This is a genomic window from Bacillus sp. JK62, assembly GCF_053663455.1.
Window position 1 is genome coordinate 403,991 of record NZ_JBSJQA010000002.1, and the last position, 20,694, is coordinate 424,684.

Sequence of the window (20,694 nt, forward strand, 5' to 3'; positions counted from 1 at the left end):
CTTCCCTAAGTATACTGGAATTGTTTTGAAAAATCTAGAAGTGATGGTAACGTTTTCTGTTCTTGTGATTATCGCCTTTTTACAAGCAGACCCGGGAGCTTGTGAATCAGGCGTTTATTATAAATGAGGAAGCTGTCCTTTTTAAAGCTTCCTCTTTACTATTTGCCGAACTCAATTTAGGATAGAAGGGGATCAAGAAAGAGAGGAAGTCATACGATCATGGTATTTGATGTTTGGAAAGCCCTGAAAAAAGGGGATGTCCGCTCCGTTTATTGCTTATACGGAAAAGAAACGTATCTGCTCCAAGAGACTGTCAGCCGGATCAGACAAGCTGTCGTTGATGAGGAGACTAAAGATTTTAACCTGTCTGTTTTTGATCTTGAAGAGGATCCGCTTGACCAGGCCATAACCGATGCGGAAACGTTTCCGTTTATGGGAGAGAAGCGGCTGGTTATCGTAAAAAATCCGTCTTTTTTAACAGGGGAAAAAAAGAAAGAAAAAATAGAGCATAATACAAGCGCTTTGGAGACTTACCTGAAGGAGCCTGCGCCTTATACGGTCTTTGTGATTGTGGCTCCGTATGAAAAGCTGGACGAACGGAAAAAGCTGACGAAAGCGCTGAAGCAAAAAGCCCTTATGATTGAAGCTAAGGAGCTGAATGCAAAGGAGACGACTGATTTTACGATTAATCTGGCGAAATCCGAAAATAAAACGATGGATACAGAAGCTGCCGAGCATTTGGTTCTGCTTGCAAACGGCCATCTGTCTTCCATATATCAGGAAATACAAAAACTCTCCGCCTACACCGGTGACAGACATGAGATCACGCTTGAAGATGTCCGGGAGCTTGTCGCAAGAAGTTTGGAGCAGAATATTTTTGAGCTGATCAACAAAATCGTGAACCGAAAACGGACGGAAAGTCTTCAAATATTTTATGATCTTTTAAAACAAAACGAAGAACCGATCAAAATTATGGCGCTGATCGCCAACCAATTCCGTCTGATTATGCAGACAAAGTATTTTGCGGGACAAGGATACGGCCAAAAGCAAATCGCTTCCAACTTAAAGGTGCACCCCTTCCGGGTAAAGCTGGCGATGGATCAGGCGAGGCTATTTTCTGAAGAAGAGCTGCGGCGTATTATAGAAAGGCTCGCAGTGATGGATTATGAAATGAAAACGGGGAAAAAGGACAAGCAGCTCTTGCTGGAGCTCTTTCTCCTTGAGCTTCTCCGGACTGAATGAAAAAAACGATCCCCGTTAAAGGGATCGTTTTTGTATTATGCAGAAAGTCCGTTCACTTGTTTCGCAAGTCTAGATTTGTATCGAGCTGCGGCATTTTTGTGTACAAGACCTGTTTTCACTGCTTTATCAATGCGTTTCGCTGCTTCAGAAAGAGCAGTTTTCGCTTTATCCGCTTCGTTGTTAGCAACAGAAGCTTCAACTTGTTTGATTGCAGTACGCATAGCAGATTTGATTGTCGCGTTATGAGCGCGGCGTTCGTTGTTTGTTTTTGTACGTTTAATCGCTGATTTAATGTTTGGCATGTGTTTCACCTCCTAAGATACAACCTGTAGCACAGTGTCTTAAGGTTAAATCTTCTTCACAATAGAACAAATTGTATTCTATCAAACAGAACTTTAGATTGCAATATAAATGTAAAGTATTTTTCGTTGATGGGTAAATTCGCATGATTCGTTTTGTAAATGGCCACACTATGTACCACGATGATTGAAGGAGGTCTTTCCTGTGAAAAACAACGAACTGGATGTCAATCAATTTCTGATACGGACGGATTTAGCGGTAGAAACGAAACAGGCGGTAAAAGACGGACAAGCCGGTCAGACAAAAGAAATAAACGGGTTTATTGAAAAAGAACGCGACAAGGGCGGCATTAAAGTCAGAACCGTCGATATTACCAAAGAAGGCGCCGAGCTATCGGGGAAAAAGCAGGGACGCTATGTCACGATCGAGGCTCAAGGGGTTCGGGAACACGACTCTGACATGCAGGAAAAAGTAACGGAAGTGTTTGCCGAGGAATTTTCCGCCTACCTGTCGGCATTAAAGATTCCAAAGGATGCAAGCTGTTTGATCGTCGGTCTCGGCAACTGGAATGTGACGCCGGATGCGCTCGGCCCTCTCGTGACCGAAAACCTTCTTGTGACACGGCATCTGTTCAGGCTTCAGCCGGAAAACGTACAGGAAGGGTACAGGCCGGTCAGCGCGCTTGCTCCCGGTGTGATGGGATTAACGGGAATTGAAACGAGCGATATTATTCAAGGTGTGATCAAAGAATCAAAGCCGGATTTTGTGATTGCGGTAGACGCTCTTGCGGCAAGAGCCGTTGAAAGGGTGAACACGACCATCCAATTTTCTGATACGGGCATTCACCCGGGATCAGGCGTCGGCAATAAGAGAAAAGAATTAAGCAAGGAGACGCTCGGCATCCCCGTCATCGCAATCGGGGTACCGACTGTCGTTGATGCGGTTACGATCGCAAGCGATACGGTGGATTATATATTAAAGCATTTCGGCAGAGAGATGAAAGATGACAGCCCGTCAAGATCCCTGGTGCCCGCCGGAATGAACTTCGGCAAAAAGAAGGTGCTGACAGACGAAGACCTTCCCGGAGAAAAAGAGCGCCAATCCTTTCTCGGTATTGTCGGCACGCTGGACGAAAACGAAAAACGACAGCTGATTCACGAAGTGCTCTCTCCGCTCGGCCATAATCTGATGGTCACGCCGAAGGAGATTGACACCTTTATTGATGATATGGCGAACGTGCTTGCAAACGGGTTAAACACCGCCCTTCATGAAAAAGTGTCACAAGATAACAAAGGCTCTTATAATCATTAAAATGGTTCTACCTCCTCTAGCTTGTTCATAGAGTAATTACTAGACAAGCGCTGGAGGGATTCAAATCATGAGAAAAAAACGCAGAAACCGTCAAATTGTCGTTGCAGTAAACGGTGGAAATGCGCTCAAGGGCATGTTTTTGTTTATGACAAGCCTTATCGTTATTTTCGTATTATCGGGTGTGCTCACATCGCTTCGCCCTGAACTGAGGCTTTCTTCGGATTCTCTTCACGGAATTGCCGGAGAACTTCCGGGTGACGCGTTTGCACACCTCCTCGGTATGGAAAATCATTATTTCGCCTCAGAGCTTCCTGAAAAAGACTCTTTTCAGCTGTCCCGGCTTTCCTTAAAACTGGCGACAAGTATTAATATGGAAGACCCGCGGAGTTTCTTGGGACGTGAGCTGCCGGGATTTGCCCAATACGATACGGAGATCCTTCTGGCGGGGCAGGGGACGGATTATACGAATATGCCTGCTGAATCTCCGCCGCCGTCGAAGGTGATGGAAAAAGAAAAAGAAGTGAACCTGGCAGAAATCGAAAACAAAACGAAAAAAGAAGAAACGGCGCCGCCGAAACATTCAACAGGCAGCAAAAAAGTCGTTTTTATTTACCACACTCATAATACCGAATCCTATCTTCCTCTGTTAAAGGGGGAAACAAATCCGGATAACGCCCGCCATTCGAAGGCCAATGTCACGCTTGTCGGAGATATGTTCGGAAAAGCGCTTGAAGCGCAAGGTGTAGGAGCGACCGTAGATAAAACCGACATTCAGGCCCGCCTGAACAAAGACGGCTTAAATTATGCGCGAAGCTATGACGAATCAAGGCCGGTCGTAAAAAGCGCGCTCGCCAAAAATAAAAATCTGCAATATACCATAGACATTCACCGGGATTCCCGCCGCAAGAAAAATACGACAGCCGACATCAAAGGAAAAAGCTATGCCAGAGTCGCCATCGTGGTCGGCAAAAAAAGCGCTAATTTTGAAGAAAACTATAAACTCGCAAGTGAACTTCATAAGCTGATGGAGAAAAAATACCCCGGCTTAAGCGTCGGTGTTTTATCAAAAGGCTCTCCGGGAGATAATGGAGTATACAACCAGGATTTAAACGACAGGTCGCTTCTGCTGGAATTCGGGGGCGTGGATAACAATCTTGAAGAACTGAGGCGCGCATCAGATGCCGTGGCCGATGTGTTCAGCGAACTGTACTGGGATGCAGACAAGGTCAGCTCGCAATCAGGAGAGAAGAAAAAACAATAGAAATCAGGTGATTCGAATGATCCGTTTTACCGGCAAATGCCTGCTGATCGCCATTGTCATGTTTTTCGGCGTTTTGTTCGGCATGCAGCAGGCAAACAGCGGAATGCTTGATATGAAAGGATACAAAGATCCCTCCTTAAAAGGAGCATTCACGCTCGGCGGCGGAGAAGGACAGGAAAAAGAAGCTTCAATTTTGGGGCAAACCGTTACGGCGAAAGATCTGGAAGAAAAACAAAAACAGCTGGAACAGGCGGAAACCTTCAACCTGTTTTCAAAAGCGGGAGAAACCCTTTCAAATACCGTGACGGACTCGGCGCAGGCGATGTACGAGTGGGTTTCGAAACTGAACCGATAGCATTGATGAAGAGAAAAGCGGATGATTCCTTAAAGGAAGCTTTTCTCTTTCTTGTTTTAATTGAATGTTTACAATCCTATTGATATAATCTAAGCTAGTGTATTTTGCGTTTAATAGTAGGAGTGATAGATTGTGACAGATAAAGAAAAGCGTTTAGAGAGGCAGTCAAGAATCCGGAATTTCTCCATCATCGCCCACATAGACCACGGCAAATCGACCTTGGCGGATCGGATTTTAGAAAAAACATCGGCGATCACCCAGCGGGAAATGAAAGAACAATTGCTTGATTCAATGGACCTTGAACGCGAACGGGGAATTACCATCAAATTAAATTCCGTTCAGCTGAAATACAAAGCAAAAGACGGAGAAGAATATATATTCCATCTCATCGACACGCCCGGACACGTCGACTTTACATATGAAGTTTCGCGAAGCCTGGCTGCCTGTGAAGGCGCGATTCTCGTTGTTGATGCGGCTCAGGGAATAGAAGCGCAGACATTGGCGAACGTCTATCTGGCGCTTGATAATGATCTTGAGATTCTTCCTGTCATTAATAAAATCGATCTTCCGAGCGCAGAGCCAGAACGTGTGCGTCAAGAGGTTGAGGACGTTATCGGCCTTGACGCTTCAGACGCCGTCCTCGCTTCAGCGAAAGCGGGCATCGGCATCGAAGACATTTTAGAACAGATCGTAGAAAAAGTGCCGGCTCCCGCGGGAGATCCGGAAGCTCCGCTGAAAGCGCTCATCTTTGACTCGCTTTATGACGCGTACCGCGGAGTCGTCGCGTATATCAGAGTCGTAGAAGGAACGGTCAAACCGGGCCAGAAAATTAAAATGATGGCAACCGGAAAAGAGTTTGAAGTCATCGAAGTCGGCGTCTTCACGCCGAAAGCGCAGCCGGCTGACGAATTGACAGTCGGTGACGTAGGCTATTTGACAGCCGCAATCAAAAACGTCGGCGACACCCGTGTCGGTGATACGATCACGAGCGCGGTTAAGCCTGCGGCAGAAGCGCTTCCGGGTTACCGCAAACTCAATCCGATGGTATACTGCGGACTTTATCCGATTGACACAGCCAAATATAATGATTTGCGCGAAGCTCTGGAAAAACTTGAATTGAACGATTCATCTCTTCAATACGAGGCGGAGACGTCACAAGCCCTCGGCTTCGGTTTCCGCTGCGGTTTTTTAGGAATGCTTCACATGGAAATCATTCAAGAGCGGATTGAACGGGAATTTAAAATTGACCTTATTACGACCGCGCCGAGCGTTATTTATGACGTTTATATGACGGACGGCGAAAAGATCATCGTGGATAACCCGTCAAACATGCCTGACCCGCAAAAAATAGAGCGGGTGGAAGAACCTTATGTCAAAGCGACGATGATGGTTCCGAACGATTACGTCGGAGCGGTTATGGAGCTTTGTCAGGGGAAACGGGGCAACTTTATCGATATGCAGTACTTAGACGCCAACCGGGTCAGCATTGTATATGAGATGCCTCTTGCGGAAATCGTATATGAATTTTTTGATCAGCTGAAATCCAGCACGAAAGGGTACGCCTCTTTCGATTACGAGCTGATCGGCTACAAACCGTCCAAACTCGTCAAAATGGATATTATGCTGAATGCAGAAAAAATTGATGCGCTGTCGTTTATCGTGCACCGCGATTACGCATACGAGCGCGGGAAAGTCATCGTCGAAAAATTGAAAGAATTGATTCCCCGCCAGCAATTCGAAGTGCCCGTACAGGCAGCGATCGGACAGAAAATCGTGGCCCGCTCAACCATTAAGGCCATGCGGAAAAACGTCCTTGCAAAATGTTACGGAGGAGACATCTCGCGGAAACGGAAGCTTCTTGAAAAACAAAAAGAAGGAAAACGCCGGATGAAGCAGGTCGGCTCGGTAGAAGTGCCGCAGGAAGCGTTTATGGCCGTTCTTAAAATGGATGACAGCCCGAAAAAATAACGGAAGCCGCCGCAGTCCCGCGCTGCGGCTTCTTTCTGTAAAGAAGAAGGTGTTTCAAAATGAAATCAGCTTATATTCATATTCCGTTTTGTGAGCATATCTGCCACTATTGCGATTTCAATAAATATTTTATTCAGAGCCAGCCTGTCGATGAGTACTTAAACTCACTCGAAAAGGAAATGATAAATACAATAGAACGGACGGGACGCCCTGATCTCCGCACGATTTTTATCGGGGGAGGCACGCCGACATCGCTCTCACCCGCCCAGCTGGAAAAATTGATGGATTCCATTCACCGCGTGCTGAAACCTTCTGACGGACTCATAGAATTTGCCGCGGAAGCGAATCCGGATGATTTGTCCCCGGAAAAATTAAAAATCATGAAAAATGCCGGTGTCAACCGGCTGAGCTTCGGTGTTCAAACCTTTGAAGATGAGCTTTTACAAAAAATCGGCAGAGTGCATAAACAAAAGGACGTATTCACTTCCTTTGAACGTGCGAGGGCTCTCGGCTTCGACAACATCAGTCTCGATTTAATGTTCGGCCTGCCGGGTCAGACGCTGGCCGATCTTGACAATTCCGTCAAAACGGCTTTGTCTCTTGATGCGGAGCATTATTCCGTTTACTCGCTGATCGTAGAGCCGAAAACGGTGTTTTATAATTTAATGCAAAAAGGCCGCCTGCATCTCCCGGCGCAAGAACAAGAGGCCGAGATGTATGAAACGGTCATGAGGCAGATGAGCGAAGCGGGCATCCGTCAATACGAGATCAGTAACTTTGCAAAGCCCGGATTCGAGTCGCAGCATAATCTGACGTATTGGAGCAATGAAGCGTATTTCGGTTTTGGCGCAGGCGCTCACGGATATATCAGCGGCACGCGCACCGTCAACGCCGGGCCTGTGAAACATTACATTCAGCTCATCGAAGAAAAGGGGCTGCCTTATCGTGACACGCACGAGGTGACACGTGAGGAGCAGATTGAAGAAGAAATGTTCCTCGGTCTCAGAAAAATGTCCGGCGTACAAAAGCAAGCTTTTCTCGATAAATTCGGACGCTCGGTTGACGAACTGTTTCCCGATGTTCTCAAAGATTTAACCGAAAAAGGCCTGATCTGTGACACGGAAGAATCGGTTGCATTAACGCATGAGGGCAAATTATTAGGAAATGAGGTTTTTGGCGCTTTTTTGGGTGAGTTATAATTGACATTTTTCTTTTGGTTTGTTACTTTTGATATAGAATTAGCACTCGCTGACCTTGAGTGCTAACAGGGGTGATGATGATGTTAACAAATCGTCAGCTGTTGATCCTGCAAGTGATTATTAATGATTTTATACAATCAGCGCAGCCTGTAGGATCAAGAACTCTTTCAAAAAAAGACGAGATTACATTCAGCTCTGCAACGATCAGAAACGAGATGGCTGACTTGGAGGAATTGGGCTTTATTGAAAAAACCCATTCATCCTCAGGACGGATTCCGTCGGAAAAAGGGTACAGGTATTATGTCGATCATTTGCTGTCACCCGTCAAGCTGACAAAAACCGATCTGGATTTAATTCACTCGATATTTAAAGAAAAAATCTTCGAGCTGGAAAAAACAGTCCAAAAATCAGCGCAAATCCTGTCCGATCTGACAAACTACACATCGATTGTCCTCGGGCCGACGCTGAGCGAGAACTATCTTAAACAGATTCAAATCGTTCCGATCCAGCCGGATAAGGCGGTCGCCATCCTCGTCACGAACACGGGGCATGTCGAAAACCGCACCATCAATTTTCCGGCTAAAGTGGATTTGGCCGATATTGAAAAACTGGTCAATATATTAAACGATCGATTAGCGGGCGTGCCGATGGACGAACTGAATGAGCGTATTTTCAAAGAGGTTGTCACATATTTAAGGCAGCATATCGCCAACTATGACAGCATACTTGAATCGCTCCGCTCCACATTCCATCCGGCGGCCCACGTTGAGAAATTGTTTTTCGGCGGAAAGATCAACATGCTGAATCAGCCGGAGTTCCATGATATTGAAAGGGTCCGCTCGCTCTTATCTTTAATTGAAAAAGAGCAGGATGTTCTGAAGCTGTTTCAGTCATCAAAAGCGGGGATTTCAATCAAAATCGGGAAAGAAAACGACTACGAAGAAATGGAAAACTGCAGCTTAATCACGGCCACTTATACAGTTGATACGAAACAGATCGGATCAATCGCGATTATCGGGCCGACGCGCATGGATTATTCAAGAGTCGTCAGCCTGCTGCAGCATGTGACTTCGGACTTGTCAAAAGCATTCACAAGTTTGTATGATGAATAAGGGAATTTTGGCAATCATTTTCAGTCATCTTTTTACAGCATTTGAGGGAGGTGAACACAATGTCAGAAGAAAAACAAACCGCAGAACAGGTTGAAGCAGCAGAACAAGAAGAAGTGACAGAACAGGCAGAACAAGCGGCTTCACAAGAGCAGCATGAAGAAACGGCAGGTCAGGAAGAAGCCCTTCAGCACCAAATTGATGAATTGCAGGGTTTGCTTGATGAAAAAGAAAACAAGCTTTTGCGTGTTCAAGCAGACTTTGAAAACTATAAACGACGCAGCCGCCTTGAAATGGAAGCTGCTCAGAAATACCGTTCTCAAAACGTCGTAACGGAAATCCTTCCGGCTCTCGACAACTTTGAACGGGCGTTACAGGTAGAAGCTGAAAGCGAGCAGACAAAAAGCTTGCTGCAAGGTATGGAAATGGTCCGCCGCCAGCTGATGGACGCACTTGAAAAAGAAGGCGTTGAAGCCATCGAAGCTGTCGGTCAGGAATTTGATCCGAACCTTCACCAAGCCGTCATGCAGGTGGAAGATGAAAACTTCGGCAGCAATATTGTTATCGAAGAACTGCAAAAAGGCTACAAACTGAAGGATCGCGTCATCCGTCCTTCAATGGTAAAAGTGAATCAATAACTACATAGCAGGAGGTAATTCAAAGTGAGTAAAGTAATCGGAATTGACTTGGGTACGACAAACTCATGTGTGGCAGTGCTTGAAGGCGGAGAGCCTACAGTAATCGCCAACGCTGAAGGAAACCGTACGACTCCGTCAGTCGTTGCATTTAAAAACGGCGAGCGCCAAGTAGGGGAAGTGGCGAAACGCCAATCAATCACAAATCCTAACACAATCATGTCTGTTAAACGCCATATGGGTACTGACTATAAAGTGGAAATCGAAGGAAAAGACTACACGCCTCAAGAAGTGTCAGCTATTATCCTTCAGCATCTGAAAGCATACGCTGAAAGCTACCTCGGCGAAACAGTTTCAAAAGCCGTTATCACGGTTCCTGCATACTTCAACGATGCAGAGCGCCAAGCGACAAAAGATGCCGGTAAGATCGCCGGTCTTGAAGTAGAGCGTATTATCAACGAACCGACTGCAGCAGCGCTTGCATACGGACTTGATAAAACGGACGAAGACCAAACGATTCTTGTTTACGACCTTGGCGGCGGTACGTTTGACGTATCTGTTCTTGAACTTGGCGACGGCGTGTTTGAAGTCCGTTCAACTGCCGGTGACAACCGTCTTGGCGGGGACGACTTTGACCAAGTCATCATCGATCATCTCGTAGCAGAATTCAAAAAAGAAAACGGCATTGATCTTTCAAAAGACAAAATGGCGCTTCAGCGTTTGAAAGATGCGGCTGAGAAAGCGAAAAAAGATCTTTCCGGCGTATCATCTACACAAATTTCTTTACCATTTATCACAGCGGGAGAAGCAGGTCCTCTTCACCTTGAGCTGACACTGACCCGCGCTAAATTCGAAGAGCTTTCCGCTCACCTTGTTGAGCGCACAATGGCTCCTGTCCGTCAGGCTCTTCAAGATGCGGATCTTTCTGCGAGCGAAATCGACAAAGTTATCCTTGTCGGCGGATCAACACGTATTCCTGCCGTACAGGAAGCAATTAAAAAAGAAACGGGTAAAGAAGCGCATAAAGGCGTAAACCCTGATGAAGTTGTAGCGCTGGGTGCAGCGATTCAAGGCGGCGTCATCACGGGAGACGTAAAAGACGTTGTTCTTCTTGACGTTACACCGCTTTCTCTCGGTATTGAAACAATGGGCGGCGTGTTCACGAAACTGATCGACCGCAACACGACAATTCCGACGAGCAAGTCTCAAGTATTCTCAACTGCAGCTGACAACCAAACGGCTGTTGACATTCACGTGCTTCAAGGTGAGCGCCCGATGTCTGCCGACAACAAAACGCTCGGCCGCTTCCAGCTTACTGATATCCCGCCTGCACCGCGCGGCGTACCGCAAATCGAAGTTTCTTTCGATATTGACAAAAACGGTATCGTAAACGTAAGAGCGAAAGACTTAGGCACAGGAAAAGAACAAAACATTACAATCAAATCTTCTTCAGGTCTTTCTGATGATGAGATCGAACGCATGGTAAAAGAAGCGGAAGAAAACGCTGACGCTGATGCGAAGAGAAAAGAAGAAATCGAAGTCCGCAACGAAGCTGACCAGCTTGTGTTCCAAACGGAAAAAACATTAAAAGATCTGGAAGGCAAAGTGGACGAAGAGCAAGTGAAAAAAGCAAACGACGCGAAAGACGCGCTGAAAGCCGCTATCGAGAAAAACGAAATTGAAGACATCAAAGCGAAAAAAGATGAGCTTCAAACAATCGTTCAAGAGCTTTCTATGAAGCTTTATGAAGAAGCGGCAAAAGCGCAGCAGGCTGAAGGCGCAGCAAACGCTGAAGGCAAAAAAGCGGATGACAACGTTGTCGATGCGGAATACGAAGAAGTAAAAGACGACGAAACGAAAAAATAAGTTCTTTCCCGCATGGCTTTAGGCGGAAGAACACACAGCATATTCTGATTCAACAGACAGAAAGTCAAAGTCAGGCATCTCTTGGCTTTGACTTTTTTTCTTGCCCGGGATAAAAGGAATTGAAAAAACATAATTCAAAATGATACAATCTAATTTATGTGAGAAATTCGGGAGAGTGAAGCGAGATGAGTAAGCGTGATTACTATGAAGTGCTTGGGGTAAGTAAGAGCGCTTCAAAGGATGAAATCAAAAAAGCCTATCGGAAGCTTTCAAAAAAATATCATCCTGATATCAATAAAGAATCCGGAGCAGATGAAAAATTCAAAGAGGTAAAAGAAGCGTACGAAGCGCTCTCAGACGACCAAAAACGCGCTCAATATGACCAATTCGGCCATACAGACCCTAACCAGGGATTCGGCGGCGGTTTCGGAGGCGGCGGAGACTTCGGCGGCTTCGGTTTCGATGACATATTCTCAAGCATCTTCGGAGGCGGCACGAGACGCCGTGACCCGAATGCGCCGCGGCAAGGCGCGGATCTGCAGTATACAATGACCCTGTCATTTGAAGACGCGGCTTTCGGAAAAGAAACGATCATTGAAATTCCGCGCGAAGAGAATTGCGAAACATGTAAAGGATCGGGCGCAAAGCCGGGAACAAAGCCGGATACGTGCTCGCACTGCGGAGGTTCAGGCCAGCTGAACGTCGAACAGAACACGCCGTTTGGCAAAGTGGTTAACCGAAGAGTCTGCCACCACTGTGAAGGAACAGGAAAAATCATCAAAAACAAGTGTTCTGACTGCGGCGGCACGGGCAAAGTGAAAAAACGGAAAAAAATCAATGTCACGATTCCTGCCGGTGTGGATGACGGACAGCAGCTGCGCGTTCCGGGCCAAGGTGAACCTGGCGTAAACGGAGGGCCTGCGGGAGATCTGTTTGTCGTATTCCATGTGCGCGCCCACGAGTTCTTTGAACGCGATGGAGACGATATTTATTGCGAAATGCCGTTAACGTTTGCCCAAGCGGCACTCGGAGACGAAGTGGAAGTGCCGACGCTTCACGGAAAAGTGAAATTGAAAATACCTGCCGGCACACAAACCGGCACGAAATTCAGATTAAGAGGCAAAGGCGTTCAGAACGTCCGGGGCTACGGACAAGGCGACCAACACATTGTCGTCCGCGTCGTCACACCGACGAATCTGACAGACAAACAAAAAGACATCATCCGCGAGTTCGCTGAAGTCAGCGGAAACCTGCCGGATGAACAAGAAATGAGTTTCTTTGACAAAGTAAAACGCGCATTTAAAGGCGAGTAATGATTGGATAGGAGTTGGTAGTTTTGAAATGGTCCGAAATCAGCATTCACACAACACATGAAGCGGTCGAACCCATCTCAAATATTTTGCATGAAGCTGGTGCGAGCGGGGTTGTCATCGAAGATCCGCTTGATTTAATGAAAGAGCGTGAGAATGTTTACGGGGAAATCTACCAGCTCGACCCCAATGATTACCCCGATGAGGGTGTCATTGTCAAAGCGTATCTGCCGATTAACAGTTTCCTCGGCGAAACGGTGGACGGCATTAAAGAGACGATTAATAATCTGCTTTTGTACGACATTGATTTAGGCAGAAACACAATCACCATTTCTGAAGTTAATGAAGAAGAATGGGCGACAGCTTGGAAAAAGTATTATCATCCGGTGAAAATTTCTGAAAAATTCACGATCGTACCCACATGGGAAACGTACACACCCGTGAATACCGATGAACTGATTATCGAAATGGATCCGGGCATGGCATTCGGTACGGGAACGCATCCGACAACCGTTCTGTGCATTCAGGCGCTTGAGCGTATCGTTCAAAAAGGCGACCATGTCATTGATGTCGGCACCGGTTCAGGAATTTTAAGCATCGCGGCCGCCATGCTTGAGGCCGAATCGGTTCATGCATATGACCTTGATCCGGTCGCTGTTGAAAGCGCGCGTCTGAATCTAAAATTGAACAAAGTGAGTGATACGGCCGAAGTGAAGCAGAACAATTTGTTAGACGGCATCACGGGCGAACATGATGTCATTGTCGCAAATATTTTGGCGGAAGTGATTCTCCGCTTTACATCACAGGCGTACGACCTGCTCAAAGACGGAGGCCATTTTATTACTTCAGGCATTATCGGCCAGAAAAAACAGGAAGTAAAAGAAGCGTTGGAAAAAGCCGGCTTTACCATCACAGAGATTCTGTCTATGGAAGATTGGGTCAGCATCATCGCGAAAAAATAACAGTTAGTAGGTGTCACAGCGTATGCAACGATATTTTATCGAGCTCACGAAGCAGGAGATGGACGAAACTCCCGATTTTCAAATTACGGGGGAAGACGTCCACCATATAGCGAACGTCATGAGAATGAGTGCGGGAGACCGGATTATCTGCTGTTCGAAAGACGGCCATGAAGCGTTATGCCTGCTCAAAGCGGTTTCTAAAGATCATATATCATGCAGCATTGCTGAATGGACGGGTGAAAACCGTGAACTGCCTTTGAAGATCAGGATTGCCAGCGGCCTTCCGAAAGGCGATAAGCTTGAATGGATTATCCAAAAAGGGACCGAGCTGGGGGCTAGTATGTTCATCCCCTTTCAAGGCGCCAGATCCGTCGTTAAGCTAGACGACAAAAAGGCAAAGAAAAAGCGGGAGAGATGGGCGAAAATCGCGAAGGAAGCGGCGGAGCAATCGTACCGCAATGAAATTCCCGAAGTGAAAACCGTTCATACGTTCCGGCAGCTGCTTGAAATGGCGGAGAATGTCGATAAATGTGTCGTTGCATACGAGGAGTCATCAAAGCAGGGAGAAACGGGCGCTTTCGCCGCGGAGCTTAAAAGCCTTCCGCAAGGTTCGTCTCTTTTAATCGTATTCGGCCCTGAAGGCGGTCTGACTGAGTCTGAAGTTCATCAGCTTTCAGAAAAAGGCGCCGTCTTATGCGGCCTCGGACCGAGAATTTTACGGACTGAAACTGCGCCTCTTTACGCGTTAAGCGCAGTTTCCTATCATACAGAGTTATTAAGAGGTGATCAGTAATGGCAACTGTTGCTTTTCATACCCTTGGCTGCAAGGTCAATCATTATGAAACAGAAGCAATCTGGCAGCTGTTTAAAGATGCGGGTTATGAACGAAAAGAATTCGAACAGACAGCAGATGTATATGTCATTAATACATGTACGGTAACAAACACGGGAGATAAAAAAAGCCGTCAAGTCATCAGACGGGCGATCCGCCAAAATCCTGACGGCGTCATCTGCGTAACAGGGTGCTATGCGCAAACCTCTCCGGCAGAAATTATGGCCATCCCGGGTGTTGACATCGTCGTCGGCACGCAGGATCGTGAAAAAATGCTCGGTTACATTGAGCAGTACAGGGAAGAGCGTCAGCCGATCAACGGCGTCGGCAATATTATGAAAGCACGCGTGTTTGAAGAGCTGGATGTTCCCGCTTTTACTGACCGCACAAGAGCGTCGTTAAAAATCCAAGAGGGCTGCAATAACTTCTGTACGTTCTGCATTATCCCTTGGGCGCGCGGCCTGCTTCGTTCCCGCGATCCGGAAGAAGTCATTAAACAGGCGCAGCAGCTGGTGGATGCCGGCTATAAAGAAATCGTCCTGACGGGGATTCATACGGGCGGCTACGGCGAAGATATGAAAGATTATAATTTCGCCAAGCTTCTCCGCGAGCTTGATACACGTGTAGAAGGACTGAAGCGGATCAGAATTTCATCTATTGAAGCAAGCCAAATCACTGATGAAGTGATTGAAGTGCTGGACGCGTCTGATAAAATCGTCCGCCACCTTCATATCCCGATTCAGTCAGGATCAAACACCGTTCTGAAACGGATGAGACGCAAATATACGATGGAATTTTTCGCGGACCGTTTAAATAAGCTGAAAGAAGCGCTGCCGGGTCTTGCCGTCACATCTGATGTCATCGTCGGTTTCCCGGGTGAAACGGAAGAAGAATTTATGGAAACATACCGGTTCATTAAAGAACATAAGTTTTCAGAGCTTCACGTATTCCCTTACAGCAAACGTACCGGAACACCTGCGGCCAGAATGGAAGACCAGGTTGACGAGAACGTGAAAAACGAACGGGTGCATAAGCTGATTGCGCTGTCTGACCAGCTTGCCAAAGAATACGCCTCCGATTATGAAGGAGAGGTTCTGGAAATCATTCCGGAAGAGGCGTTTAAAGAGTCTGATGAGGACGGCATGTTCGTCGGCTATACGGACAATTACATGAAAGTCGTCTTCAAAGGCACGGAAGATGTAATCGGCAAACTTGTCAAAGTCAAAATTCAAAAAGCGGGCTATCCGTATAACGAAGGACAATTCGTCCGCGTCGTTGAGGGTGAAATGACCCGGAACATGCGCATGTCTTCATAACAGATAAAAAAACCGGTGCCTTCCCGCATCGGTTTTTTTACGGTTTCGGAGGAATCAGCCTGTCAATCAGCCGGTAAAACAAACGTGTGAACGGCAGAAACAATAACGCGGTGACTACGTTAAATAACAGGCTGAAATGCGCAATCATCTGCGCGGGATCATCAGACAGGCGCTCCGTAATACCTGCTGATGCAGACAGGAAGGGAAAGACGAGCAGCACGCCGAGAATATTAAACACTACGTGAGCACCGGCGGTCTGTCTGGCGGCATAACCGCCTGAAACAGCAGCCATGACGGCCGTGACGCATGTCCCGATATTAGATCCCAGAACGACGCTGACCGCTTGTTCAATGCCGATCACCCCTTCGTTCATAAAACTCATCAAAATGCCGATGCAGACGGAGCTTGAATGAATGATTGCCGTCAATATCATGCCGATAAAAAGAGCGGACCAGCTCGAATCATTCACATGGCGCAAAACCTCCGCCCCCGCCTTCATTTCTGTCAGCGGAACGGCAAGCCGGCTGAAGCATGTGATGCAAAAAAAGATGATGCCGAGACCGAGGAAGCTTATACCGATCTGCCTGAACGGATATTTACGGATGAGGATAAACACTAAGCCTCCGATAAAAAGCACCCAAATGAGCACATCCATCTTTATGGCTAAAAACTCCGTCGTAAATGTGGAGCCGACATTCGTGCCGAGAATCATCGGAATGGTCCGTTTAAAAGATAAAGCGCCTGCGCTGACAAAGCCGATGACAATGACCATGAAGGCTGAGCTGCTCTGAAGAAAACCGGTGAATATGATGCTTATGAGAAAAGCTTTCAAAGGGTGGTCGGTAAATAAGAGCAGGCTTTTCTCAATTTTTGAATACGTTAATGCGATCAGGCCCTGCCTGAGCAGGCTCATTCCGAGTAAAAAAAACAGGATAAGTGCGGTAAAGAGAATCAGTATTATCAAACGAAACACCCCTTTCCATCATTATATAGACAAGCAGCCTTATTCATGACGGAAAAGTGAGCTCGCTTAGTTGACCTGACTGATGGCTTATATTATAATGTCAAAGTACATGTTTATATATGTATCTTTTTAAAGGTAGTCGATTGGTGTATTCGGAGGGAGGGAAAGAGAATGTCAAAAACGGTCGTTAGAAAAAACGAATCGCTTGAAGATGCTCTTCGTCGCTTCAAACGCAGTGTATCAAAGACAGGTACTTTGCAAGAAGCAAGAAAGCGCGAATTTTATGAAAAACCTAGCGTAAAGCGCAAGAAAAAGTCAGAAGCTGCTAGAAAACGCAAATTCTAAAAGAGGGTGGATTTATGAGTCTTCTTGAGCGACTTAACCAAGATATGAAGCTGTATATGAAAAGCCGTGAGAAAGACAAACTGACTGTCGTTCGAATGGTGAAAGCTTCACTTCAAAACGAAGCAATTAAGCTTAAGAAAGACAGTTTGACCGAGGATGAGGAACTTACTGTCCTATCTCGTGAACTTAAGCAACGTAAAGACTCCCTCCATGAATTTTCAAACGCTGATCGTTTAGATTTAGTAGATAAAGTTCAAAAAGAGCTGGACATTTTAGAAATTTATTTACCGAAGCAGCTTTCTGAAGAAGAGCTGCAGACAATTGTAAATGAAACCATCGCTGAAGTCGGTGCGAGCTCCAAAGCGGACATGGGCAAAGTGATGAGTGCTATTATGCCTAAAGTAAAAGGTAAAGCTGACGGCAGCGTAATTAACAGACTTGTCAGCAGTCAATTATCTTAATTGACAAGAAAAAAGACATCTTTCCTAGAGAGATGTCTTTTTTTATACATAAAAAAATGAAACTAAAGTACATTTGTTACGTATATAAAGAAGAACGAAACGGGAAGGAGGGTATATTTGCCTTGTTCCGAAAAAAAACCGGAATTGCTGTTGCTCTATTGGGCTTATTTGTATTATCTTTATTAGGGGTTCAATTGAACGCGAAAGCTGATCATCCATCGGTTTATGTCGTCCCGGTTGAGAAAAATGTCGAACAGGGGCTCGCCTCGTTTTTATCGCGTTCTTTCAAAGAAGCGAAGGAGTCCGGCGCGTCACACATTATTCTTGACATCAATACACCGGGAGGCGCCGTTCAATCAGCCTTGGATATTGCGGATATCATCGGCCGCGCGGATGTGTCTGTTACCGCTTACGTTAATAAACGGGCGCTTTCTGCCGGAGCGTATATAGCGCTTCAGGCAGATGAAATCTATATGGCGCCGGGCGGAAAAATGGGTGCCGCAGCCATCATCGACGGAAAAGGAAACGCGGCGGACAAAAAGGCTCAATCACTGTGGCATGCAGAAATGGAGGACGCAGCGGTTAAAAACAACCGAAATCCGAAATACGCCCTGGCCATGGCAGATCCCGCCATCAATGCAAAGGAAGCGGGCGCCCCAAAGGGAAAACTGCTGACACTGACAGCTGAAAAAGCCAAGGAAGTCGGATATTCGGAGGGCACGGTTTCAGACCTTGATGCTTTATATACAAAGCTAGGTTTTGACAAAGCGGATGTTCACCATGCAAAAGAAGGTTTCGTCGGCAAACTGGGCAGATGGCTGACAAATCCGTTTGTTGTTCCCGTCTTATTAACGCTTGCTTTGCTTGGTTTGACCATTGAATTGTTCTCGCCGGGCCTCGGGATACCGGGTGCCGTCGGACTGACGGCCATGCTGCTGTTTTTCACCGGGCATATCGCTGCCGGATTCGCCGGCTATGACAGCGTATTCTTATTTTGCGCGGGATTGGTTTTTATCCTTTTAGAGATATTTCTGCCCGGAGGCATAATCGGTCTTATCGGTATTGCAGGCGTCATCGCGAGCCTCTTTCTCGCTGCGGGCAGCTTTACCGTAATGGCGGTTTCTCTCTTGATCGCCATTGCTGTGTCTATTACAGCCTTTATCATATTAACAAGGGTGTTGGGGAAACGAATGAAATTCTTTAAAAAATTAATATTAACTGATTCAACAAGCACGGAGAGCGGTTATGTTTCAAATCAGAACCGGACGGAGCTGTTGGGGAAAGTCGGCATTACCGCTACAGCCCTCAGACCGTCAGGCACCGTCATTATTGATGATGAACGTCTGGATGTCGTCTCGGAAGGATCGTTCACTGAAAAAGACAGACAGGTGAAAGTAGTGAAAGCGGAAGGCTCACGCATTGTCGTGAGAGAAATATAGATGATAACCTTGAGGAGGAATTAGATGGAACTGTCAAGTTTGGCGATTTTAGCAATAGTTGCAGCTGCCATAATCGTGTTAGCCATATTCTTCACCTTTGTACCGGTGATGCTATGGATTTCGGCGCTTGCGGCAGGAGTCAGAATCAGCATTTTTACTTTGGTCGGAATGAGGCTGCGGCGCGTCATACCAAGCCGCGTTGTCAATCCGTTAATTAAAGCACACAAAGCCGGCCTATCCGCAACAACAAATCAGCTCGAAAGCCATTATCTGGCCGGTGGTAATGTCGACAGGGTGGTCAATGCCCTGATTGCGGCACAGCGCGCCAATATTGAGCTGACATTTGAACGCTGCGCAGCCATTGACCTGGCCGGGCGTGACGTATTGGAAGCCGTACAGATGAGCGTCAATCCGAAGGTCATTGAAACACCGTTTATCGCGGGTGTCGCCATGGACGGAATTGAAGTAAAAGCAAAAGCCAGAATCACCGTAAGAGCCAATATCGAGCGCCTTGTCGGAGGAGCGGGAGAAGAGACGGTTGTCGCCCGTGTCGGAGAAGGGATTGTCTCGACAATCGGTTCCTCGGGTAATCATAAAAAAGTGCTGGAAAACCCTGATATGATTTCGCAGACCGTACTTGGCAAAGGGCTGGATTCAGGCACCGCCTTTGAAATTCTTTCGATTGACATTGCCGACGTTGATATCGGCAAAAACATCGGAGCGATTCTTCAAACGGATCAGGCAGAAGCAGACAAAAACATTGCGCAGGCCAAAGCCGAAGAGCGCCGTGCCATGGCGGTCGCCCAAGAGCAGGAAATGCGCGCTCGCGTAGAAGAAATGCGTGCAAAAGTCGTGGAAGCAGAAGCCGAAGTGCCGCTTGCGATGGCAGAAGCGCTGCGTGAAGGAAACATCGGCGTCATGGACTATATGAACATAAAAAATATCGACGCGGATACGGACATGAGGGATTCTATCGGCAAGCTGACGAATGACCAGCAAGATGAAGACCAACAATAACCTCTCTATTAAGGAGGGAGCCGCTATATGCACGAGATTCTGACAAATCCGCTCGTCATTGCCGCCGTCATCGGCATTATATCGGCAATATTCGGCAAGAAAAACAAAGATGAAAAACGGCCGCCGGGTACACGTCCCGAAAATCAGGCAAAAAAGCAGGATCAAAAACAGCCGCAGAAAGAGCATAAGCCGGAAGCGGAAGAATTGCCTGCCGTTTCAGAAGAGAACCCTTTTGAGCAAAAAAGAAGGGAAGCTGAAAAGCGCCTAGCGGAGACGGAGCAGATGTTTAACGGGCTTGAACATAAGCTGACATCTCAACGCGCACGAAACGCATCTCTGAAGAAATCAGCCCTCAAAATAAATAAAGAAACTGCGGTCCAAGGCATTATATTCAGTGAGGTTTTGGGTCCGCCCCGTGCAAAAAAACCGCATCGGACCATGCGGAACATCGGTAAAAAATAAAGTGTTAGAACCCCTTTTCAAATCATACATATGAGATGAAAGGGGGTTCTTTTTTTATGGGGCAAAGAAAGAATCGTGTAAAGGCATGGCTGACAAGAGCATTGGAAATTCCCCCGGACGTTATGATGGATCTGCCTCGTATTACGATGGTCGGCAGACTTCATATCTACATAGAGAATCACAGAGGCCTCCTGCTGTTCAGCGAAGAAGAAGTCAGGCTGATGCTCAAGCAGGGGCAATGTATCATATCAGGAAAAAACTTGGTCATTAAGGCAATCCTTCCAGAGGAAATCCTTTTGGAAGGCACGATAGATCACGTACGATATGTCGATTCATAAAG

20 protein-coding genes and 2 pseudogenes are annotated in these 20,694 nt (G+C 46.7%); 20 read left to right on the plus strand and 2 right to left on the minus strand.

Translation table 11 applies throughout. The features are described 5' to 3' along the window. Window positions 1-25: 25 nt before the first annotated feature. Window positions 26-180, plus strand: a pseudogene (locus ACWJJ4_RS07225) (hypothetical protein). 39 nt (window positions 181-219) lie between these two features. After that, window positions 220-1,261 (plus strand): annotated as a pseudogene (gene holA / locus ACWJJ4_RS07230) (DNA polymerase III subunit delta). A 16-nt stretch (window positions 1,262-1,277) separates the two neighbouring features. Here holA and rpsT read toward each other — a convergent pair. Then, complete coding sequence (gene rpsT, locus ACWJJ4_RS07235) at window positions 1,278-1,544, minus strand: 30S ribosomal protein S20 (RefSeq protein ID WP_003152876.1); 267 nt, start codon at window positions 1,542-1,544, stop codon at window positions 1,278-1,280. Between the two features lie 202 nt (window positions 1,545-1,746). Between rpsT and gpr the strand changes: the two genes are divergently transcribed. The 12 genes from gpr (at window position 1,747) to mtaB (ending at window position 15,666) form a co-directional block, all read left to right on the plus strand. Continuing rightward, window positions 1,747-2,853, plus strand: coding sequence for a GPR endopeptidase (gpr, locus tag ACWJJ4_RS07240; RefSeq protein ID WP_003152878.1), 1,107 nt, complete (start codon window positions 1,747-1,749; stop codon window positions 2,851-2,853). Window positions 2,854-2,920: 67 nt separating this feature from the next. After that, window positions 2,921-4,114 carry a stage II sporulation protein P gene (gene spoIIP, locus ACWJJ4_RS07245; RefSeq protein WP_013352939.1) on the plus strand — a complete coding sequence of 398 codons (1,194 nt, stop codon included), beginning with the start codon at window positions 2,921-2,923 and terminating at the stop codon, window positions 4,112-4,114. A 16-nt stretch (window positions 4,115-4,130) separates the two neighbouring features. Next, window positions 4,131-4,469 (plus strand): YqxA family protein, encoded by a 339-nt coding sequence (locus ACWJJ4_RS07250; protein ID WP_007408270.1) that lies wholly within the window; start codon window positions 4,131-4,133, stop codon window positions 4,467-4,469. A gap of 132 nt (window positions 4,470-4,601) precedes the next feature. Further along, the gene (gene lepA, locus ACWJJ4_RS07255) at window positions 4,602-6,437 is read left to right on the plus strand and encodes a translation elongation factor 4 (RefSeq protein ID WP_013352938.1); all 1,836 of its coding nucleotides are present in this window, start codon (window positions 4,602-4,604) and stop codon (window positions 6,435-6,437) included. Window positions 6,438-6,496: 59 nt separating this feature from the next. Further along, window positions 6,497-7,636, plus strand: coding sequence for a radical SAM family heme chaperone HemW (gene hemW, locus ACWJJ4_RS07260; RefSeq protein WP_070082131.1), 1,140 nt, complete (start codon window positions 6,497-6,499; stop codon window positions 7,634-7,636). A gap of 80 nt (window positions 7,637-7,716) precedes the next feature. Next, window positions 7,717-8,748, plus strand: a complete 1,032-nt coding sequence (hrcA, locus tag ACWJJ4_RS07265; RefSeq protein ID WP_017418176.1) for a heat-inducible transcriptional repressor HrcA — start codon at window positions 7,717-7,719, stop codon at window positions 8,746-8,748. Window positions 8,749-8,807: 59 nt separating this feature from the next. After that, on the plus strand, window positions 8,808-9,383 hold the full coding sequence (gene grpE / locus ACWJJ4_RS07270; protein ID WP_003152892.1) for a nucleotide exchange factor GrpE: 576 nt from the start codon (window positions 8,808-8,810) through the stop codon (window positions 9,381-9,383). A 24-nt stretch (window positions 9,384-9,407) separates the two neighbouring features. Next, window positions 9,408-11,246: a molecular chaperone DnaK gene (dnaK, locus tag ACWJJ4_RS07275; protein ID WP_003152893.1), complete on the plus strand. Its 1,839-nt coding sequence runs from the start codon at window positions 9,408-9,410 to the stop codon at window positions 11,244-11,246. 185 nt (window positions 11,247-11,431) lie between these two features. Continuing rightward, the gene (gene dnaJ, locus ACWJJ4_RS07280) at window positions 11,432-12,559 is read left to right on the plus strand and encodes a molecular chaperone DnaJ (RefSeq protein ID WP_003152895.1); all 1,128 of its coding nucleotides are present in this window, start codon (window positions 11,432-11,434) and stop codon (window positions 12,557-12,559) included. A 23-nt stretch (window positions 12,560-12,582) separates the two neighbouring features. Beyond that, window positions 12,583-13,518: a 50S ribosomal protein L11 methyltransferase gene (gene prmA, locus ACWJJ4_RS07285; protein WP_077722610.1), complete on the plus strand. Its 936-nt coding sequence runs from the start codon at window positions 12,583-12,585 to the stop codon at window positions 13,516-13,518. Between the two features lie 22 nt (window positions 13,519-13,540). Continuing rightward, entirely contained in the window at window positions 13,541-14,311 is a 771-nt protein-coding gene (locus tag ACWJJ4_RS07290; RefSeq protein ID WP_003152900.1) for a 16S rRNA (uracil(1498)-N(3))-methyltransferase, read from the plus strand. Then, window positions 14,311-15,666, plus strand: a complete 1,356-nt coding sequence (gene mtaB / locus ACWJJ4_RS07295; protein ID WP_025852978.1) for a tRNA (N(6)-L-threonylcarbamoyladenosine(37)-C(2))-methylthiotransferase MtaB — start codon at window positions 14,311-14,313, stop codon at window positions 15,664-15,666. Before ACWJJ4_RS07290 ends, mtaB begins: the two co-directional genes overlap by 1 nt. A gap of 37 nt (window positions 15,667-15,703) precedes the next feature. On the opposite strand, the gene ACWJJ4_RS07300 is transcribed toward mtaB, so the two are convergent. Continuing rightward, complete coding sequence (locus ACWJJ4_RS07300; protein ID WP_077722609.1) at window positions 15,704-16,630, minus strand: Na/Pi symporter; 927 nt, start codon at window positions 16,628-16,630, stop codon at window positions 15,704-15,706. Window positions 16,631-16,801: 171 nt separating this feature from the next. Here ACWJJ4_RS07300 and rpsU point away from each other — a divergent pair, with 171 nt between their 5' ends. The 6 genes from rpsU (at window position 16,802) to yqfC (ending at window position 20,692) form a co-directional block, all read left to right on the plus strand. Continuing rightward, window positions 16,802-16,975, plus strand: coding sequence for a 30S ribosomal protein S21 (rpsU, locus tag ACWJJ4_RS07305; RefSeq protein ID WP_003152957.1), 174 nt, complete (start codon window positions 16,802-16,804; stop codon window positions 16,973-16,975). Between the two features lie 14 nt (window positions 16,976-16,989). Further along, window positions 16,990-17,436, plus strand: coding sequence for a GatB/YqeY domain-containing protein (locus tag ACWJJ4_RS07310; protein WP_003152958.1), 447 nt, complete (start codon window positions 16,990-16,992; stop codon window positions 17,434-17,436). Window positions 17,437-17,558: 122 nt separating this feature from the next. Next, window positions 17,559-18,875 carry an NfeD family protein gene (locus tag ACWJJ4_RS07315; protein ID WP_071391599.1) on the plus strand — a complete coding sequence of 439 codons (1,317 nt, stop codon included), beginning with the start codon at window positions 17,559-17,561 and terminating at the stop codon, window positions 18,873-18,875. A gap of 24 nt (window positions 18,876-18,899) precedes the next feature. Then, the gene (floA, locus tag ACWJJ4_RS07320) at window positions 18,900-19,892 is read left to right on the plus strand and encodes a flotillin-like protein FloA (protein ID WP_003152961.1); all 993 of its coding nucleotides are present in this window, start codon (window positions 18,900-18,902) and stop codon (window positions 19,890-19,892) included. A gap of 27 nt (window positions 19,893-19,919) precedes the next feature. Continuing rightward, window positions 19,920-20,354, plus strand: a complete 435-nt coding sequence (locus tag ACWJJ4_RS07325) for a hypothetical protein (protein WP_070082126.1) — start codon at window positions 19,920-19,922, stop codon at window positions 20,352-20,354. Window positions 20,355-20,410: 56 nt separating this feature from the next. Further along, on the plus strand, window positions 20,411-20,692 hold the full coding sequence (gene yqfC, locus ACWJJ4_RS07330; RefSeq protein ID WP_003152966.1) for a sporulation protein YqfC: 282 nt from the start codon (window positions 20,411-20,413) through the stop codon (window positions 20,690-20,692). Window positions 20,693-20,694: the final 2 nt, after the last annotated feature.

Coding starts and splice junctions, on each gene's coding strand:
- ACWJJ4_RS07250 (WP_007408270.1), top strand. CDS start 4,131: ATGATCCGTTTTACCGGCAAATGCCTGCTGATCGCCATTGTCATGTTT.
- spoIIP (WP_013352939.1), top strand. CDS start 2,921: ATGAGAAAAAAACGCAGAAACCGTCAAATTGTCGTTGCAGTAAACGGT.
- yqfC (WP_003152966.1), top strand. CDS start 20,411: ATGGGGCAAAGAAAGAATCGTGTAAAGGCATGGCTGACAAGAGCATTG.
- rpsT (WP_003152876.1), bottom strand. CDS start 1,544: ATGCCAAACATTAAATCAGCGATTAAACGTACAAAAACAAACAACGAA.
- ACWJJ4_RS07290 (WP_003152900.1), top strand. CDS start 13,541: ATGCAACGATATTTTATCGAGCTCACGAAGCAGGAGATGGACGAAACT.
- dnaJ (WP_003152895.1), top strand. CDS start 11,432: ATGAGTAAGCGTGATTACTATGAAGTGCTTGGGGTAAGTAAGAGCGCT.
- ACWJJ4_RS07310 (WP_003152958.1), top strand. CDS start 16,990: ATGAGTCTTCTTGAGCGACTTAACCAAGATATGAAGCTGTATATGAAA.
- ACWJJ4_RS07325 (WP_070082126.1), top strand. CDS start 19,920: ATGCACGAGATTCTGACAAATCCGCTCGTCATTGCCGCCGTCATCGGC.
- grpE (WP_003152892.1), top strand. CDS start 8,808: ATGTCAGAAGAAAAACAAACCGCAGAACAGGTTGAAGCAGCAGAACAA.
- rpsU (WP_003152957.1), top strand. CDS start 16,802: ATGTCAAAAACGGTCGTTAGAAAAAACGAATCGCTTGAAGATGCTCTT.
- hrcA (WP_017418176.1), top strand. CDS start 7,717: ATGTTAACAAATCGTCAGCTGTTGATCCTGCAAGTGATTATTAATGAT.
- mtaB (WP_025852978.1), top strand. CDS start 14,311: ATGGCAACTGTTGCTTTTCATACCCTTGGCTGCAAGGTCAATCATTAT.
- hemW (WP_070082131.1), top strand. CDS start 6,497: ATGAAATCAGCTTATATTCATATTCCGTTTTGTGAGCATATCTGCCAC.
- floA (WP_003152961.1), top strand. CDS start 18,900: ATGGAACTGTCAAGTTTGGCGATTTTAGCAATAGTTGCAGCTGCCATA.